The organism is Haloplanus salinarum, assembly GCF_024498175.1.
Lineage (GTDB): Archaea > Halobacteriota > Halobacteria > Halobacteriales > Haloferacaceae > Haloplanus > Haloplanus salinarum.
The window spans coordinates 717,749-733,713 of sequence record NZ_CP101823.1; the positions used below are offsets into that span (position 1 = coordinate 717,749).

Sequence of the window (15,965 nt, forward strand, 5' to 3'; positions counted from 1 at the left end):
AACATGGACAATCTCGTACGGTCTCGTGATGACGGAAGGGTCGCCGTTCGAGTGTGAGTCGTGTAACGAACGCGTGAGCCCCATCTCCTACCGAGCGACGTGTCCCGACTGTGGCGGCACGTTGCGCCGCACACCGGTACAGTAGCCGAGACGTTTTCCTCCGGCGGTCCCTACGGACGGCCGATGGCGGACGACGACGCGGCCGCCGCCGATCCGACGGCCATCACGGTGCTCGCGGTGACCGTCGAGGACGTAGTGGCGGCCCTCGAAACCAACTGGCGAAGCGACCGCCACACCGTCCTCCGGGTTACCCCACCTTTCTCCGGGCGCATGCGCGCCCGCATCCATCGGCCCGGCGCTGCCGACGATACCGGGGCTCTCCACCTCGATCCGTCGACGTTCGTCGACGACCCGCCGGCCTACCCCCACCCGGACGAGACGGCGGACCGCCTCCGCGAGGCGGGCCGGTACACCACCGAACGCCACCACGACCGACACACCGCGGCCGTCGCGGCGTGGCGAGACGACGTTCGGGACGCCCTCGTCGACGCCGTCGATTTGCCAACCGACGAGGGCCCCCATCGCGTCGACGTCGCGTATCTGGGCTGAGCGGTGAGCCGCGGTACGGATTTAGTATAGCGACATGGGATTTATCGACCCTCCGCTCCGGGCAGGTCACGTCAACTCGTAGATGTTCCCTTCGTACGTCCGACGGACGCGGTCCCCCCAGTCGTGGGTGTAGGTGTCGATGACGTCGCTGGCGACGTCCCCGCGGAGGTACTTGACGATGCCCCGGTCACCGGTGCGGTCCCGGAGGTGGGTGGTGAAGAAGTGCCGGAAGTAGTGAGGGGTGACGTTCTCCTCGGCGCCGCCGCCGTCGCGGTGCCAGCCGTGTTCGCTCGCGTGGGTCTCGACGACGTGGTGGACGACGTGTGGGGTCACCCGGCGCCCCCAGCTGTCGCCGGTGCCCACGAACAGGGGGTCAGCCCGGGAGACGGGATCGGGACGGACGGCCAGCCAGCGAACGAGCGTCCGGCGGAGTTCGTCGTCGACGGGGATCACCGTCGCACGCTTGCGTTTGTTGGCCGCCGTCCGGCGTTCGCCCTCGGTGACGTCGCCCACGGAGCGGTCGGCGGCGACGAACAGCGCGTCGCCCCGCCCGTCGAGTTGTGGACGGACGGAGACGTCGAGTGTCTCGCGGGTCTCCGGGATCGAGAGATCCCGCAGGTCCAGGTTACAGAGTTCGCCGACACGGACGCCGGTTTTGAGCATCGTCACCACGAGCGCGCGGTCGAGCGGGTGGGCGATGTCGGCGAGGAAGGTCCGCATCTCGGGGACGGAGATCTCGCGGCGCGTCGGGTCGGTGTTGATCCGCTCGTCCATCTCCTCGACGACGAGGGTCATCGGGTTGTCGTCGAAGGTCCCTACCTGCGTCATGTAAGCATAAAAGCGGTGGAGGTAGGCCGCGTAGGTCGCGACGGTACTCCCCGCGACGGTGCCGCGCAACCGGTGAATCCACGCCATACAGTCCCGATGTTCGGCCGCGGCGGGCCCAACGCCGCGCTCGTCGGCGAGGAACGTCTCGAAGTCCCGCAGGACGCGTTCGTAGGCCGCACGCGTGCGGTCGGTCTTCCCGTGGTAGGTCATGTCCTGTAGGAAGTACCCGACGGGATCCTCGCCGTCGCTCACGGGTCCTCCACCAGACGGTAGCCACCCGCCCGTCCGCTGTACTGGATCGCGTTTCGCTCCTGCAGGTCCGAGAGCGTCTCTTCGAGGCGGTCCTCGATGTCTTCGGTGACCGCGCCCAGGAGCTCGTCCCACGAACGGCCGTCCTCCCCGTCGAGGGCGTCTTTCACCAGGGGTTCGAGCCCCGAACTCCCACCTTCACCGGCTTCCTCGCGTTCGGTCAGGTCGGGCACCTCGAAGTCCCGGCGTCCGGCTTGGACCATCGTCCGGACGAACTCGCTCTGACTCATCCCCAGCCGGTCGGCGTGTTCGCGCCAGCGATCCTTCTGGTAGGGAGGCACGTACGTCTTCACCGCGACGCTGTCAGTGTTGCCCATACCACCCCCTGTATGGCCGGGGACTTCAAAGTGGTCCCACTCACCGAGATAAGGGCCTTTATTTGGTTCTGTGGGACCTATCTTACGCCGGGGAAACTAGGTTATTTGTGATACTAGGTCCAATATTCCCGCGAGTATAGTACCAAATTCACAAATACAATATTTCTCGGTCTCCCTACGCCTCGGCCGGTTCGATCAGGTCCGGCGCGTCGTTCCGCGGATCGTTCACGCGCTGGGAGACGGGGTGGGTCTCCATCTCCGCGGCCGGGCACGGCTCGAGGAGCGCCGCCGCCTCCTCGACGGATCCGTGGAGCCACGTCGACTCGGCCTCCCGATCCAGGATCACCGCCATGCGGTGGTGGAGGTCGCTCACGAGTTCGTTCGGCTCAGTCGTTACGACGGCGAAGGACTCCACCGGGTCCGGATCGGCCGAGACGTCGCCCGTGCGGAACTCGCCGAGGCCGGTCTGCCGGGACGGCGGCTCCCAGCGTGACCAGATTCCAGCCATCGCGAACGGCCGGTCGTCCTCGAAGGCGACGCGATACGGGCGCTTGCCCGCCGAGCGATCCACCCACTCGTAGAACCCGTCGGCCGGAACCAGACACCGACGCCGTTCGAACGCGTCCGCGAAACTCGGCTTCCGGGTTATGGTTTCCGCGCGCGCGTTGATCAGATCCGTCGAGGCCTCGTCGGCCCACGAGGGGATCAGCCCCCACTGTTGGGTCCGCATCCGATCGGCCCCGGACGTCACGACCGGCAAGGCCTGCCCCGGAGCGCAGTTGTACCGCGGCTCCCACTCCACGTCCACGTCGAACCTGTCCGCCAGTTCTTCCGCCGGCGTGAACAGGGTGTACCGCCCACACATGTCCTCCGATCGGGTCGCGGTTCGTATAAACCGTCCGACCGCGGACGTCTCCCCAGATGATAAACCATATCACGCTATACAGAATGATGGTGCCATGGAAGTTGAGACCACAGCGGGTTTAGCGGGGCTGTGATGCGTAGTATCGGCCGATTCAGTGAACCGAAACTAACTCAGATTGCTCTCCAAACGGCCATGCTTGTTGAACTGACAACCGTATACGCGAATTTCGGCGACTTCCGGTAGCGTTGCCACTCAGACGCCGCGCTACCACGGGGAGAGTCCCGTCACTATCCGATTCCGGTTTCCTTCTTCAACAGCGTCAGCGTGTTGTCGGCCGTCACAATTGGCGAGTGTTCGTATTCACCAGTCAATTCGACCTGCACAAGCAGGTCCACCGCTCGCCAGATCGAGTACAGCAGACACGCGAACGCGAAGTAAAAGAACCGGAGACCGAAGTCTTTCGACGTCGTTGCGGCCATGAACCGCTTGATCGATTTGTAGCCACTTTCGATCTCCCAGCGATAGCCGTACTCGGTAAGGAACCCACTACTGCGATTCGTCATAAACACCGAGTACTGCCGGTGATCCTCGTGCTCAGTGTTCTCTTTCCGGCGGTAGATCAGCGTCGTCTCGTGCCATTCGTTCTTCCCGAGGTGGAGCTTCCGGTCGGTCTCGTATCGATCCCGATCTCGTTGGAGCAACCGGTTGGCCTGGGCTTTCTCACTGGTTTGCATTCGTTTCGGGACGACGTATGAGAGCCCACGTAGGCTGAGCATCTCCAAGACGTGCTGACTGTCGAACTCCCGATCCATCAGTACGTTATCGACGTGAACCATCTCCTCGGCAGAATCCAAGAGGTCCTCGACGATTTCTAAGCGGGACTCTCCCTTCCGAACTGGCCGTGCGTCTAGCACAATCGGCACGGCATTCCCTACTAACTGGACGGTGGCCCACTGGTAGGCGTACTCGTCAGTTTTCTCCTTCGTGCCGATGATTTCGTCTTCGTGGCCCGTTCTATCACCAGTGAAGGGGTCTGCTTCGGTGATATCGATGGCGATGATTCCGGCTCGGAAGAACTCCTCAGTCTCCGCGACTTCGCCCAGGAGCCTGTTGACGGCCTGTCGGTACATCTCGCGGATCTTCGCGATTGAGAGGTCACGAATGTGTTCTCGATGGGAGTGACCTAACGGTGTCCGCTCACGAGTCGACTCGTAGGTGAAGCTCCGAGCGCCCTCGTTGGCCGCGAGGCGCTCACGAAGTCCGAGATACGTCTGTAAGTCCCAGTAAGCGTTCTCGTGAATCTCACAGCCCTCACCTCGATCCAGTGAGAATGCCGGGAAGACAACGCGACTGACGTGCTCCGTAATTGTTGCTGCTTCGTTGAGGACAGCTTGATCGTCTGGGTCCGATTCGTCCTCCTCGTCACCATGAGATGGTAGGTGTCGCTCTGGTTTCCGCGGGACTGCAACATCCGCGTTCTGGGCTTTGATCAGAATCGTCCGGGCGGCTGTCTCGACTGTACTGCGAAGTTCGGCGGGGAATCGTTTGTGCCAACTTCGCCACAGCGTCGACTGGTTCGGGACACTTTCTAAGCCCAACTGCTCGCAGAGCGCCGGGCGACACCCGAGATACTCGACCAGCGCTGTTTCGTGGGGCCACCCGTGGAGCTCTTTCAAGATAAAGACGCGAAAGAGAGTATCCATCTCGTAGCGAGTTGACCCTGCGTATCGATCATGCGCGTCGAATTCGAAATACGCCAGCGGAAGTGCGCAGATGAAGTTCTCGACCGACTCGTGGCGGTCGTGTCTGAACCAGGTCTGCGAGACAACTCTGATATCCGATTCCAGCCCGTCTAGCGAGCTTCGCTCGTACAGCGGTGTCGAATCGTACACTGGCCAATCAGCGTGTGGTTGGTCGGCGATCCGTCGAAAGACGGTTCTGCGAGACTCACGAGTTGGGATCACTACGAGACGCTGAACACGACTCGCTCAAAAACGCCGCTCTCTCGAGGAGCCATACTGATCGATCGATTCTCTCTCGATATTCACAATCGTTGATTCTGTATCACGTAGTTCGTCGTTGAGGATTTCTTTCAGGATAGCGTAGAAGCGCCAGAAATGATCGTCTGCGAGGCTCATATCGTCACGTCAGACACCTTCAGCAGGCTTGCGATTATCGATGCGACGTACCGCTTGGGGTTGTCGGCCAGCCCGTACCGTGAAGACGGTCGTGAGGAGTATATTTTTCACTCACTGGTGTTCCGGTTGGGGTCGACTGGCAGGATCTTGCTGCTCACGGTGTCGTTGACTACCCGGAGGTGTGGGTCTATCTGTATACGACGAACCGACAGCGAAAGGAGGACATCAAGGAGTTCGCGGCGAACAAGCCGGGTCAGGGGCTCATCTACTGTGATTCCCTCGAAGATGGCGAGAAGTTAGCGGATGAGTTGAGTGTTCCGTTTGTGAACGGGGAGACGCCGCCGGACGAGCGTATCGAGACGATTCGCAAGAACAAGGTGGCCATCATCTCTCGCGTCGGGGATGAAGGGCTGTCGCTGTCGAATATTGACTGGACGACTGAGTATGACTACCTCGGCCAGTCTCGACGCCAAGGGATCCAGCGCGCGGACGCCGAGTTCCCCCTCGGCGATCCGGTGGACTGCGGTATCGAGCCGTTCGTCCGTCCGGACCCAACCGCCGGGGACGAATCACTCGCACTCCAGCCGGTTCGTCCGTTCCCCGAGGACGTGGCGACTGGGAAACGCCTATCGGGTGGGACGGCGGGTCAAGGACGCTAGAATGAACAGCAGGCCGCTCGAAACGATGAGCGCCTGCATGATCGCGGCCGACTGGAGGGAGGTTCCGAACAGGCGGTAGATGAGCCCCTCACATATCGTCCCTACGCCGATGAACACGAAGCCCACCGCGACGTAGAGCATCGGCGCACTTTCGTTTCGCCGATAGCCGTGATACGCGAGATAGGCGACGACCAGACTCAAAACGAGGGTGATCAGCTTGACGATCAGCACCGGGGGAGCGATCATCGCTCCTCTCGCATGTTCGTCCACAGCGAGGTGAAGTTGTCCGCCAGTTCGTCCCGTGTCTCCACCGACAGCGAGAGTTCGCCGTCGGACACCGCGACGTGGAGTTCTTCGAGCGTCGTTTCGAACTGGCTTCGGTGCTTGCCGTCGGCACCGACGGTCGAGTGCTCTCGGATGAGGTCGTACTCCTGCAGCGTCGACACCCGACGATAGATCGTCGTGAGCGAGGCATCACAGATGTCACTGAGATCTTTCGCCGTCCGTGGCTCCTGGTCGGCCACGAGGAGGATCCGTCGTGAGTACTCGTCCGCGAGGACTTGAAAGATTGTCACGTCGATCTCGCCACGTCCCATACATCCATTCACGAGTGCGACTGTCAAAGTAGCGACGGTTCGACCTGTCGTGCCGGGAGCCTCCCGGCGTAGATAGCTGTGCGTCGTTTGCACAATCGTGTAAACCGTCACCGTCATTTTGATGATCGAAGACAGATCGATCGGCGTGTTCTCCGCACGACGCTGTCTCGCGACCGCCTCGCTCGTCGGCGCCGGGTCGTTCGTCCTCTTCGGCGCCGTGACGGGGCTACTCCCGAATCCGATCTACATCCGGCAGATCCCACGGACGCCACTTGACTACCTCTTTTTCGTCCTCATCGCCGGATTCCTCGGCGGCTACACGCTACAGCGGACTCCCGACGGGGTGAACGACAATGGAGCGGCGACGGCGAGCGCTGCCGTCGGATTCCTCGCGTTCGGCTGTCCGATCTGTAACGCCGCGTTGCTCGCACTGTTCAGTAGCTCCACGCTGATAACGTATTTCGACCCACTTCGGCCGCTGCTGGGCGCCGTGAGCGTCGTCCTCTTTTGCTGGTTGCTCTACGCCCGTTCTCGCCGCGGGTGTGACGACTGTGCCGGGAGCCGGCCGGGGTCGCGATTCGGGTGACCCGCGCACAGCCGGCACGTCTCCTACGTGTCGACGGACTCGGATGCCAGCCGGGGCGGGGGCGAGCCCCCACCGGCTACTCCTCGGCATCGGCGGCGCCCGGCGCCGGTCCCGTTCGGACCCCCGTCTCGGCCGACACCCGGTGTGATGTGGCTGTCGACCCGGTACCGGACCGGGTCGCGTCCCCGTGAGGATCGAGGCGGATCGGTTACGCCTCCTCGCCCGTCGGCGCGAGCTCGCATCGACGGGGATGCCCGGTCCGCGAGAGATAGCCGACGAGGAGGACGAGACCGCCGAGACGGAGCAGATTCCCGTCGAACGGCATTGCGGCGAGTGCCCCGACGAACCCGAGTAGCCCGAGCACGCCCGCCCCACAGCTCGCACAGCCCGACGCGACGAGGCCAGGCAGGACGCTCCACAGACTTCGGGCGCCGGTGGGACCGGCGTCGCGAACCCGTGCGACGGTGGTCGTGAGGGCGACGCCGGTCGCAACCGCGTAGACGACGATCAGGCCGAGGCCGGTCCCCCCGACCGTCCGGTACGTGTTCGCGGTGAGCGCGAGGAGCGCGTCGTCGGCGTAGCCGGGACCCGCCCCGAGCATCTGCATCGAGTACGTCGGGAACGCACTCAACACCAGCACGCAGTACGTCGTGACGGCGAAGCCGACCGTCGCGAGCGTTCGGCGGACGGTGGTGAACGGGTAGCCGAACGCCGCGAGTAGCCGCGAGACGTGGGCACCGAGTGCAGACCCGCTCATGCGTTCTGTATCCTCGAGATGGCGGTTTCGAAGCGGTCGTACGGCTGGGCGCCGACGAGTTTCCCCGCCGCTTCGCTCGCGGTGTCGAAGAGGATGAATACCGGCGAGCCACGGATGTCGAACGCGGCCGCCTGCGCGACGTCGGCGCGAATCGACGACTCGATTTCGCGTCCCCGTTGCCGCATACAGGTGTCGACGGCCGCCGCGTCGACGCCGTCGACTCGCCTCGTTATCCCGAGGAGGTTCGACCTAGACGCCCATCCCGATCCTTTCTCGCCCTGTGCTTCGAACACCGCCGAGTGCCACGGCCAGTACCGAGACGGCTCCTCATCGCGCACCTGCCGCCAGACGCATCGATCCATCACGGCCGCCGTCATCGACGCCTCGCTGAGATAGGGGTATTCGATGAATACGATACGAACGGTGCCCGTTCGGACGTGGTTCTCGACGAGTTCCGGGAGCGTCTCCCGCTCGAACCGTCGACAGAACGGACACTGGTAATCGCTCCAGTAGTACAGGTCGAGCGGCGCGTCCGGCGTCCCCATGATCGGATGGCCCGTCAGGTCGATGCCGAAGTCCGTCGACTGCGAACTCCCGTGAAACGGCACGGTCGTCAACGTCGTCGACCCGGCATCAAGGTGAGAAGCTCCGTAGACCACGCCACCACCGGCAAGCGTCGTCCCGATACCGCCCAGTACCGCACGACGTGTCACAAGCGAGTCCGGTCGGTCCATACGGTATACGCGGCGGACGGACAGTAAATGACGTTCGGCGATATGCCGAGTCCGAAAACGCGGCGTCCGAACGCTATCCGAGCGACGGCTCGACCGTCTCCAGTGCCGCCTCGAAGTAGGCGGGCGAGAGCGACACCTCGTCGGTGTGCTCGTTCGCCTCGGGACCGGGGTAGGCGTCGGCCACTGCCCGCACCACGAACATGGCAACCTCCCGGCAGACGGCCGTGAGGTCGGCGCCGGAGTAGCCTGCCGTCCGCGCCGCGAGGTCGTCGAGGTCGGCGGCGGCGAGGGGCTTCTCGCGGGTGTGGACGCCGAGGATGACGGCGGCGGGGACGACACCGATCCAGCAGGCATGGCTGCTCCCGACCCGACCGAGGCAGTCGGTCCCGAATCGAGCGACGCTCCGGCACCCGACCCGTCCGAGCACGCGGCCCCCGACCCGACCTCGTCGTCGCCGGGCCAGCGCCCGACTCCGACGACTTACTCGCGGAGGCGATGGGCGGATCCGAAGGCGGCGAGCAGCCGCCAGCCCCCAGCCGACGAGTCGCCGACGCCTGACGAGGACACCGCCGCGGCGTCCGAACCGGCGCCAGACCGTAGCGCTGAGACCGATACCGAGCGGACCACCCTTCGGATCACCCGCGACGTCGGCGAGATATTTGGCGTTGACGAACGAGAGTACGAACTCGCCAGCGGGGACGTGGTGACGTTCCCGACGCCGAACGCCGAGCAGCTACTCGATCGGGACGCCGCCGAACGGCTGGACTAGCCGAGCCGTCCGACCGACGCTCGAAACTCGTAAGCGACGCGTCTAGTCGCCGCGGGAGAGCAGGCGCGGGCCGAGGAGTCCGACAACCACCATCCCGGCGACGGCGCCGAGGATCGACAGCCCTGGGAACGGCGGGATGGAGGCACCGGCGGAGGGCTCCGTCTCCGCCACGGCGTCGCCCGTGCCCGCGACCGACTCGCTCCCGCTGGACGCACTCGCGCCCGTCGCGTTCTGCGTGCGTGCGCCGTCGAGGTCGAACCGAACCGTCTCACCCGCCTCGATCGCCCCGTCGGAGGTGAGTAGTGGGATCGGCGCCTCACCGAGGCGGAGGTTCTCGGAGCGGTCGACCGCGTTCGGGTCGTACCCCTGCATGACGATGGCGAGCGACCGCGTGTCCCGAAGCGGCGCCGTCTCGATCCGCGTGCCGTCGAGGTCGGCGGCGACCCCGACCCGTGTGGTGCCGTTCGCGGGAACGGAGACGTTGATCCTGACGCCGGCGTCGGTCCGCCGGTACTCGGCCGCTTGTCCCCCTGCCATCGCCGCGTACGGCGTGGCGTTTGCCGGCACGGGGAGTTCGACCAGCCCCACGAACGGCCGGTCGGTCGGGTTCCGGAGGGTGATCGTCCCGATCACGCTCGGCACGGTCGTCTCGTTCGCCGGCGGCACGACCTGCAACACGTACGGCGTCTGGCTGTCGTTGGCGACCCGAAGAACCGATTCGTCCGTGGTCGGCGGGCGTGCCACGAGGGCGGCGGTCCCGTTTCCGGACGCTTCCACCGTCGTCCGGTAGCCGACGCCGTCGACGGTCGCCCGGACGCGATAGGTCTCCGTCGATTCGACCGGGGCGACGGTGAACCGGCCGTTGCCGTCGGTTTCGGTTTCCGTCACGACGAACCCTCGATCGTCGATAACTTGGATGGGGACGCCGGACAGCGGCGTTCCCGACGCGTTCGTGACGCGCCCGTCGATCGCTCCCGAGAGGCTGATCGACGCGCTCGTCGTGTTCCGAAGCACCTCGTAGTGGGTCGTGTTGCCGTACGCAACCCGGACGGCGTACGCCGACGCCTCGTCGACGTCGACCGAGAACGACGAGCCCCGTACCGTCGTCCGTGCGGGTGTGCCGGCGCGTTGCTGGTTCGCGGTGACGGGGACGACGGTCACCTGTGCCCCGTCGGCGCTACCGCCGTCGACGGTGACGGTCCCGGAGACGGACACCGTCGACTGTGCCGTGGCGACCGGGACGGCGGCGACGCAGGCCAGCACGACGACGAGCGCGAGGAGACGGTTCATCAGTCCGCAACCTCCGGATTCGTCTCGTGGGCCGGCTCCCGAATCGCCGTGTCGGTCACCGCGCCGTGGCGCGGGTCGAAGAGGGCGACGAGGCTCATCCCGAGAAGCAGCGCGACGATGGCGACCCGCATCAGCGTGACGAACGGCACCTGCTTAACCGTAATCGAGGCGGTGCCGTCACTGACGCCCGCGATGACGTACGTATCGGTGACGAGGCCGCGGTCGATGACGACATCCCTGACCTGCATCCCGCCCTGTTCGGGGTAGCGCCGCTGCCCGGCAATTCCGGACGCACGGAGTTGGTTCCCCTCGTACACCGCGAGCGAGACGCCCTCCGCGACGACACGAGTCGGGACGACATTCTCCGGTGGGTCGGCCGTCGGCCCGACCGTCTCCGCCCTCGCGAGGACGACGGCGTCCGCGCTCGGCACGAAGTTCCACATCAGGCGTCCTCGAGCGACGATGCGCTCGCCGGTCGTCGCCGTGGTCGCCGTCCCGTTGCCGGCGAGGCCGACCCAGACGCTCGATCCGTCGAGTTGGACGACCGTCGCCCGCGGCCCTTCGCGGATGTCTGTCACCGTCCCGTGGACCGTCTGAACGGAGCCGTTCAACGAGGAGCCGCGCCGCACCACCTGATCGGTCGAGAGCGCGTACGTCCCGACCGCCGGATCCTGCGGGAACTCGGTTCGGGAGTGACCGAGGACCCGCACCGAGTAGTCGGAGCCGGGAACCGCCTGCCGGGTGGTGTCCATCGATCCGTCCCCGACGCCGGTCGCCATCACGGACGCCTGACCGGCCAGCACGTACATGAACGGCAAGGAGAGGACGAGAAGCGCCGCGCCGACGTGGATGAGGGTGATCCCCGTCTGCTTCAGTTTCGCGTCGCGGGACGCCGCCGCCCGGATACGGCCGCCGGTCCGTTTCACCGTCCCGAGGATGGCGTAGGCGACCGGTGGCAACACCGACGCGGCGCTCGCCGATCCGACGAGTTCGTAGACGAGGGCGTCGTTCGGTCGCGTCGACGCCAGTTGCCACGTCTCGGATGGGAAGACGAACGCGCCGACGATAGTCGCGGCGGTGAAGACGCCGAGTCCAGCGAGCGCCCGCGTGCGTCCGTCGGCATCGTAATCCATGTAGAACCCGAGGAGCAGGAGGAGTCCGAGGACGAGCGGGTAGCTCCAGAGGTTGTAGTAGCGCGCCTCGACCGAGACTTCAAGTCCGGTGATCGCGTTTCGCAAGAGCGGGAAGGAGAGCCCCCAGAGCGAGACGAACGTCAAGAGGCCGAAGCCGAGGACGGCGAGGTGAACGAGATTCGCGCGGCGGAGCCACCGGTCGTCGCCACCATCTCCGTCCCCGTCGTCCGTTTCGAGGAGCCAGTAGGTGACCGGGAGGACGACGCCGAGCGCGGCGGTCAGACCCATGAGAACGAGGAAGGCTGCACCGATGCCGCCGTCGGCGAACGAGTGGACGCTTCGGAAGACGCCGCTTCGGACGACCGACGTGGTGTACACCACGAGCGCGAACACCGTCGCGGTCATCGCCGGAGCGAGGACGCGATAGCGACCGGTCGGTTCGTAGGCAGTGACGGCGTGGAGCGTCGCGGTCAGGAAGAGCCACGGGATGAGAATCGCCGTCTCCACGGGGTCCCACGCCCAGATGCCGCCCCACCCGAGGACCGTGTACGACCAGAGGCCGCCGAGCGCGACGGCGGCGGTCAGGAACAGCCAGCTCAGGCGGAGCCAGCGCGTGACGCTCCCGTGCCACGTCGGAAAGACGCCGCCGTTCCCGCGGAACAGCGAGACGAAATGCGCCGACCCGATGGCGAACGGCATCGCCAGTAGCGCGTAGGATATGAACATCACCGGCGGATGGATGGCCATGTAGGGATCGACCAGGAGGGCGTTCAACCCCTGCCCCGACGTCGGCACGAAGCCCGGCGGGGCGCCGGGGAACGCCGTCCGAATCGACGCGAACGGGCTCTGCGCCAGCAGCATGCCAGTGAAGTACGCGACGAGGCCGAGGGTGAGACCGTGGACCAGTTTCGCGTGTTGGTCGGAGATGCCGCGAACCGTCCCTGCGATCATCGCCACGATTGAGACGATAGCCGCCCACAGCAACACCGATCCCTCGTTGGCGGCGTAGACGCCCGTTACCCGGTAGAGAAGCGGCAGGTAGGATGCGGTGTTCTCCCAGACGTAGGCGTTCGAGTAGTCGGTGGTGACGAACTGGTAGGTGAGATGCAGCAACGCCGAGACGAGCAACACCGCGGCGGCCGCGGTGAGTTTCGGGACGTGTGCGACGTACGCGTCGTCGTCGGCGACGTAGGCACGGCCCAGAATACCGACTCCCGACAGCGCCGCACCGAAGGCCAGTCCGAGCAGGACCGTTCCGACGTTCATGCCGACCCACCCGAGGCGTAGCGTTGCTCGGCCGCGTCGAGGTAGGAGAGGAAGTCGTCGGTCCCGGCGTAGCCGTTGACCCGGACCAGCACCTCGCCGTCGGGCGTGATGATGACGTGCTGGGGCGGGTAGTTGACGTTGTACTCCTGTTGCATCCGGGCCGACTCGCCACCGTCGTCGTCCAAGTTCACCGCCACCTTGACGAAGTCGTCGAGTTTCGACTGCACCGCCGGATCGGCGTACGCCTCCCGGTTGTAGTCCTCACAGTAGGTACACCACGTCGTCCAGAAGTAGACGACGATGGGTTTCCCCTCGGCTGCCGCAGTCTCCTCCGCGGCCGTCACGTTCGTCTGCCAGCGCGTGTCCCCGTGATACGAGTAGTTCTCGTCGCTCAGCGTAGGTGCTGCATGCATCGAAAAATACCCAATACTGAGCAAGACCACGAAGAAGGCGAGCGTCATCGCCTTTCGAGGCTTCATTGGTGACCGGCAGTAACGGCTTCCCCTAGTAAAACCTACTGTCTCGTCCCTCGATCTGAAAAACTCGAACTGTGCCGAGGGCCGTCTAGATGCCCGATACACCCGGAAATCGTCGATCTCCAGTTTCGACTGCCCGCGGATCGTCCGCGACCAAATCGACTCCGTTTTTCGCAGCAAGAAAAGACACCAAGAGTATTTATAGGATTAAATCTCGCCGAGAAAAACGGAGAAAGCTTTATGTGGTGTGTGTAGATATGGCGACTTACTGCACACGAGCGGAATACAGATATGATAGGTACATTGGATCGGTTGACGGAACACGCATGAGTCGGGAAGACTCAAATCGCCCGAGTGGGGGAGATTCGACGCTCCTGCTCAAGCCCGCGCTGGGCGTCGTCGGGATCGTGGTCGCTGCCGTCGTTCTGGTGTTCGCTCTCAACGGCGTTCTCGCGTACCTCGGTGTCGGTGCGATCGGCCCGGGGGCGCCGGCAGCCCAAACCGGCGGTCAGCCGGCGGCGGCTGCGAGCAACGCCAGCGGCGGGGGCGACGGTGGCGGTGGTGCCGCCAACACCGGTAGCGTTCGAGCGCTTCCGGCGACGTTCAGCGGGCAGAAGTGGTACAGCGAGGACCTGCGCGACCAAGAGTTCGCCTACAGGGACCCGAACGCAGGCGAGGAGATCAAGTTCCAGCCCAAGAAGATGAACAACTCGACGTTGCCCGAAAACGAAAAGCGGGCCGAACTCGTCCGGGAGGGGCGTAGCCTGTTCGCCAACACCTCGGAGGAGATGCCCGAACACGTCGGCAACGACCTGTCGTGTGCGAACTGTCACGGCGGCGGTGACCTGCCGACGACGACGGGTATGGTCGGGCAGGACATCAACCTAATTCCGCTGGTCGGCACCGCCGCAGGCTACCCCGAGTGGACGGGCCGCACCGAGCGCATGCGCGACATGCGCCAGCGGATCATGGGTTGCTTCCTCCGGAGCATGAACTCGCCCGGCTCCGCGGAGGGTATGCCCGCCTACGACAGCCGCGAGATCCAGGCGATGGAGTCGTACATGGTCTGGCTGAACAAGGGAACCCCCAGCAGTCGCGTCCCCTACTGGCGGCATCTGGAGAAGCCGGAGGGCGACGAGAAGGTGCCGGTACCCGAGGTCAATCCCGTCCGTGGGGCGGAGCTCTACCTCGAGAACTGTGCGTCCTGCCACGGGGCGGACGGACAGGGTATCGAAGGGCAGTACCCGCCGCTGTGGGGTGAGGGCTCGTACAACGACGGCGCCGGCATGGGTCGGATGTACACATCAGCCGCGTTCATTCGCGAGGCGATGCCCTACGGCGCGGGTCATACGTTCTCCAACTGGGAGGACGTCCAGGACGTCGCCGGGTACATGAACGCCCACAAGCGGCCGCATCTGCCGCGCCAGCCCAAAGACTGGGCCGTGTCGGGTGCCCCCGACGAGGGGATCTACTACGACCGCGTCCAGCAACGTCACGGCTACGACATGAATCCGATGACAAAGAAGCTGATGCTGGCCGGTATCCCCATCGACGACTCGGAGCTCACCGAGGACATGATCCCGGAGGACACGAGTCGGTACGACCAACCGCTCCGCAACGAGTCGGTCGACGGCTCGTGGCAGACCACCTGGATCCGGACGTACGAGAACGTCGGGAACGAGACGGCGACAAACGCGACGGCGACGAACGCGACGACGACGAATACGACGGCCTCGAACCAGTCGGCGATCACGCCGCAGGCTGCGGTCACGTCGGCGATAGCGGACGAGGAGTCGCACGCGGCCAGCTGACGTGCCGCACCGAACTACGGACTAAATGCTCGAAACACCCTCCACGGTCGCGGTCTTTTTCGCTGGCGTCCTGACGATACTGACACCGTGCTGTCTACCGATGATCCCCGTCCTCGTCGTCGGCGCGAACGGGCACCGTCTCCGCCCGGTCCTCATCGTCGCGGGCAGTACGATGACCTTCACCGCGCTGGGCGTGGTGACGGGGTCGGTCGGGTCGATAACGCCGGCGACGATCCGCGCCCCCTTCGCCGTCCTCATGCTCGCGTTCGGGGTCGTACTCGCGGACGACGACGTGAACGCGGCGTACAGCCGGTACGCCTCGCGGCTCGCCGGGCGGGCGACGGCCCTGACTGGACGGGTCGACGAGGACCGCCACCCGCTCGCGAACGCCTTCGTGGTCGGCCTGTTGCTTGGCGTCATCTGGCTGCCCTGTGTCGGTCCTGTCCTCGGCGGCGTCCTCGCGTACGTCGGCTCGACCGCGGGCATCGTCGGCGGCGCCGGCCTGCTGTTCACTTACGGCGTCGGCTTCTCGCTACCGCTACTCGGGGTCGCCTACGCCGGCCGGTCGGGCGGGCGGCGACTGCTCGACTGGGAGCCCGGGGAGGGCTTCCGAACCGCCACCGGGTACGCGTTCGTCCTGCTCGGACTGGCCGTTCTCTTCGATATCGACAAACTCGCGCTCGCGTCGCTCACGGACATGCTCTAATAGCCATGCCTACAGATCAACGAAACGAACGGAACCGATCACGGTCGAATCGCTTCAGTGCCGCGCGGATCGTCGGCCGAATCACTGGGATACTCCACCGTGTCACGCGGAGCCGC

19 protein-coding genes are annotated in these 15,965 nt (G+C 65.1%); 6 read left to right on the top strand and 13 right to left on the bottom strand.

Features of this window, described 5'->3' with window-relative positions; translation table 11 throughout:
- Positions 1-28: 28 nt before the first annotated feature.
- Positions 29-145, top strand: a complete 117-nt coding sequence (locus NO364_RS03790; protein ID WP_157688558.1) for a rubrerythrin-like domain-containing protein — start codon at positions 29-31, stop codon at positions 143-145.
- 38 nt (positions 146-183) lie between these two features.
- The gene (locus NO364_RS03795; RefSeq protein ID WP_157688557.1) at positions 184-609 is read left to right on the top strand and encodes a DUF8009 family protein; all 426 of its coding nucleotides are present in this window, start codon (positions 184-186) and stop codon (positions 607-609) included.
- A gap of 66 nt (positions 610-675) precedes the next feature.
- On the opposite strand, the gene NO364_RS03800 is transcribed toward NO364_RS03795, so the two are convergent.
- From NO364_RS03800 to NO364_RS03820, 5 genes are all read right to left on the bottom strand, one after another.
- Complete coding sequence (locus NO364_RS03800) at positions 676-1,647, bottom strand: tyrosine-type recombinase/integrase (protein WP_157691071.1); 972 nt, start codon at positions 1,645-1,647, stop codon at positions 676-678.
- A 38-nt stretch (positions 1,648-1,685) separates the two neighbouring features.
- Positions 1,686-2,063, bottom strand: coding sequence for a DUF5805 domain-containing protein (locus NO364_RS03805; protein ID WP_257628559.1), 378 nt, complete (start codon positions 2,061-2,063; stop codon positions 1,686-1,688).
- 175 nt (positions 2,064-2,238) lie between these two features.
- The gene (locus NO364_RS03810; protein ID WP_257628560.1) at positions 2,239-2,928 is read right to left on the bottom strand and encodes an SOS response-associated peptidase; all 690 of its coding nucleotides are present in this window, start codon (positions 2,926-2,928) and stop codon (positions 2,239-2,241) included.
- Between the two features lie 287 nt (positions 2,929-3,215).
- A complete protein-coding gene (locus tag NO364_RS03815; protein ID WP_420191776.1) occupies positions 3,216-4,892 on the bottom strand; it encodes a transposase in 1,677 nt (558 codons plus the stop codon).
- A gap of 24 nt (positions 4,893-4,916) precedes the next feature.
- Positions 4,917-5,066, bottom strand: coding sequence for a hypothetical protein (locus tag NO364_RS03820; RefSeq protein ID WP_257628561.1), 150 nt, complete (start codon positions 5,064-5,066; stop codon positions 4,917-4,919).
- Between the two features lie 179 nt (positions 5,067-5,245).
- On the opposite strand from NO364_RS03820, the gene NO364_RS03825 reads away from it, so the two are divergent.
- A complete protein-coding gene (locus NO364_RS03825) occupies positions 5,246-5,725 on the top strand; it encodes a P-loop NTPase family protein (protein WP_257628562.1) in 480 nt (159 codons plus the stop codon).
- Here NO364_RS03825 and NO364_RS03830 read toward each other — a convergent pair.
- Both NO364_RS03830 and NO364_RS03835 read right to left on the bottom strand, forming a co-directional pair.
- Positions 5,693-5,971 (bottom strand): DUF7521 family protein, encoded by a 279-nt coding sequence (locus NO364_RS03830; RefSeq protein WP_257628563.1) that lies wholly within the window; start codon positions 5,969-5,971, stop codon positions 5,693-5,695. The two genes, NO364_RS03825 and NO364_RS03830, sit on opposite strands and share 33 nt — an antisense overlap.
- Complete coding sequence (locus NO364_RS03835) at positions 5,968-6,300, bottom strand: winged helix-turn-helix domain-containing protein (protein WP_257628564.1); 333 nt, start codon at positions 6,298-6,300, stop codon at positions 5,968-5,970. Before NO364_RS03835 ends, NO364_RS03830 begins: the two co-directional genes overlap by 4 nt.
- A 142-nt stretch (positions 6,301-6,442) precedes the next feature.
- Between NO364_RS03835 and NO364_RS03840 the strand changes: the two genes are divergently transcribed.
- A complete protein-coding gene (locus tag NO364_RS03840) occupies positions 6,443-6,907 on the top strand; it encodes a hypothetical protein (protein WP_257628565.1) in 465 nt (154 codons plus the stop codon).
- A gap of 208 nt (positions 6,908-7,115) precedes the next feature.
- On the opposite strand, the gene NO364_RS03845 is transcribed toward NO364_RS03840, so the two are convergent.
- The 6 genes from NO364_RS03845 to NO364_RS03870 form a co-directional block, all read right to left on the bottom strand.
- Positions 7,116-7,664, bottom strand: a complete 549-nt coding sequence (locus tag NO364_RS03845) for a hypothetical protein (RefSeq protein ID WP_257628566.1) — start codon at positions 7,662-7,664, stop codon at positions 7,116-7,118.
- Positions 7,661-8,272 carry a DsbA family protein gene (locus NO364_RS03850; RefSeq protein WP_257628567.1) on the bottom strand — a complete coding sequence of 204 codons (612 nt, stop codon included), beginning with the start codon at positions 8,270-8,272 and terminating at the stop codon, positions 7,661-7,663. The genes NO364_RS03845 and NO364_RS03850 overlap by 4 nt, the downstream gene beginning before the upstream one ends.
- 199 nt (positions 8,273-8,471) lie before the next feature.
- Positions 8,472-8,825, bottom strand: coding sequence for a hypothetical protein (locus NO364_RS03855; protein WP_257628568.1), 354 nt, complete (start codon positions 8,823-8,825; stop codon positions 8,472-8,474).
- A gap of 384 nt (positions 8,826-9,209) precedes the next feature.
- Positions 9,210-10,457 carry a carboxypeptidase-like regulatory domain-containing protein gene (locus NO364_RS03860; RefSeq protein WP_257628569.1) on the bottom strand — a complete coding sequence of 416 codons (1,248 nt, stop codon included), beginning with the start codon at positions 10,455-10,457 and terminating at the stop codon, positions 9,210-9,212.
- On the bottom strand, positions 10,457-12,856 hold the full coding sequence (gene ccsA, locus NO364_RS03865; RefSeq protein WP_257628570.1) for a cytochrome c biogenesis protein CcsA: 2,400 nt from the start codon (positions 12,854-12,856) through the stop codon (positions 10,457-10,459). The genes NO364_RS03860 and ccsA overlap by 1 nt, the downstream gene beginning before the upstream one ends.
- Entirely contained in the window at positions 12,853-13,335 is a 483-nt protein-coding gene (locus NO364_RS03870; protein WP_257628571.1) for a thioredoxin family protein, read from the bottom strand. Before NO364_RS03870 ends, ccsA begins: the two co-directional genes overlap by 4 nt.
- A gap of 323 nt (positions 13,336-13,658) precedes the next feature.
- Here NO364_RS03870 and NO364_RS03875 point away from each other — a divergent pair, with 323 nt between their 5' ends.
- Both NO364_RS03875 and NO364_RS03880 read left to right on the top strand, forming a co-directional pair.
- The gene (locus tag NO364_RS03875) at positions 13,659-15,143 is read left to right on the top strand and encodes a c-type cytochrome (RefSeq protein ID WP_257628572.1); all 1,485 of its coding nucleotides are present in this window, start codon (positions 13,659-13,661) and stop codon (positions 15,141-15,143) included.
- A 25-nt stretch (positions 15,144-15,168) separates the two neighbouring features.
- Positions 15,169-15,849 carry a cytochrome c biogenesis CcdA family protein gene (locus NO364_RS03880; RefSeq protein ID WP_257628573.1) on the top strand — a complete coding sequence of 227 codons (681 nt, stop codon included), beginning with the start codon at positions 15,169-15,171 and terminating at the stop codon, positions 15,847-15,849.
- Positions 15,850-15,965 lie beyond the last annotated feature (116 nt).

What these genes read in the sequence shown, in the direction of transcription:
- NO364_RS03845 (WP_257628566.1), bottom strand. Translation starts at nt 7,664, where the DNA reads ATGAGCGGGTCTGCACTCGGTGCCCACGTCTCGCGGCTACTCGCGGCG.
- NO364_RS03870 (WP_257628571.1), bottom strand. Translation starts at nt 13,335, where the DNA reads ATGAAGCCTCGAAAGGCGATGACGCTCGCCTTCTTCGTGGTCTTGCTC.
- NO364_RS03830 (WP_257628563.1), bottom strand. Translation starts at nt 5,971, where the DNA reads ATGATCGCTCCCCCGGTGCTGATCGTCAAGCTGATCACCCTCGTTTTG.
- NO364_RS03860 (WP_257628569.1), bottom strand. Translation starts at nt 10,457, where the DNA reads ATGAACCGTCTCCTCGCGCTCGTCGTCGTGCTGGCCTGCGTCGCCGCC.
- NO364_RS03820 (WP_257628561.1), bottom strand. Translation starts at nt 5,066, where the DNA reads ATGAGCCTCGCAGACGATCATTTCTGGCGCTTCTACGCTATCCTGAAA.
- ccsA (WP_257628570.1), bottom strand. Translation starts at nt 12,856, where the DNA reads ATGAACGTCGGAACGGTCCTGCTCGGACTGGCCTTCGGTGCGGCGCTG.
- NO364_RS03790 (WP_157688558.1), top strand. Translation starts at nt 29, where the DNA reads ATGACGGAAGGGTCGCCGTTCGAGTGTGAGTCGTGTAACGAACGCGTG.
- NO364_RS03795 (WP_157688557.1), top strand. Translation starts at nt 184, where the DNA reads ATGGCGGACGACGACGCGGCCGCCGCCGATCCGACGGCCATCACGGTG.
- NO364_RS03805 (WP_257628559.1), bottom strand. Translation starts at nt 2,063, where the DNA reads ATGGGCAACACTGACAGCGTCGCGGTGAAGACGTACGTGCCTCCCTAC.
- NO364_RS03840 (WP_257628565.1), top strand. Translation starts at nt 6,443, where the DNA reads ATGATCGAAGACAGATCGATCGGCGTGTTCTCCGCACGACGCTGTCTC.
- NO364_RS03875 (WP_257628572.1), top strand. Translation starts at nt 13,659, where the DNA reads ATGAGTCGGGAAGACTCAAATCGCCCGAGTGGGGGAGATTCGACGCTC.
- NO364_RS03810 (WP_257628560.1), bottom strand. Translation starts at nt 2,928, where the DNA reads ATGTGTGGGCGGTACACCCTGTTCACGCCGGCGGAAGAACTGGCGGAC.
- NO364_RS03880 (WP_257628573.1), top strand. Translation starts at nt 15,169, where the DNA reads ATGCTCGAAACACCCTCCACGGTCGCGGTCTTTTTCGCTGGCGTCCTG.
- NO364_RS03800 (WP_157691071.1), bottom strand. Translation starts at nt 1,647, where the DNA reads ATGACCTACCACGGGAAGACCGACCGCACGCGTGCGGCCTACGAACGC.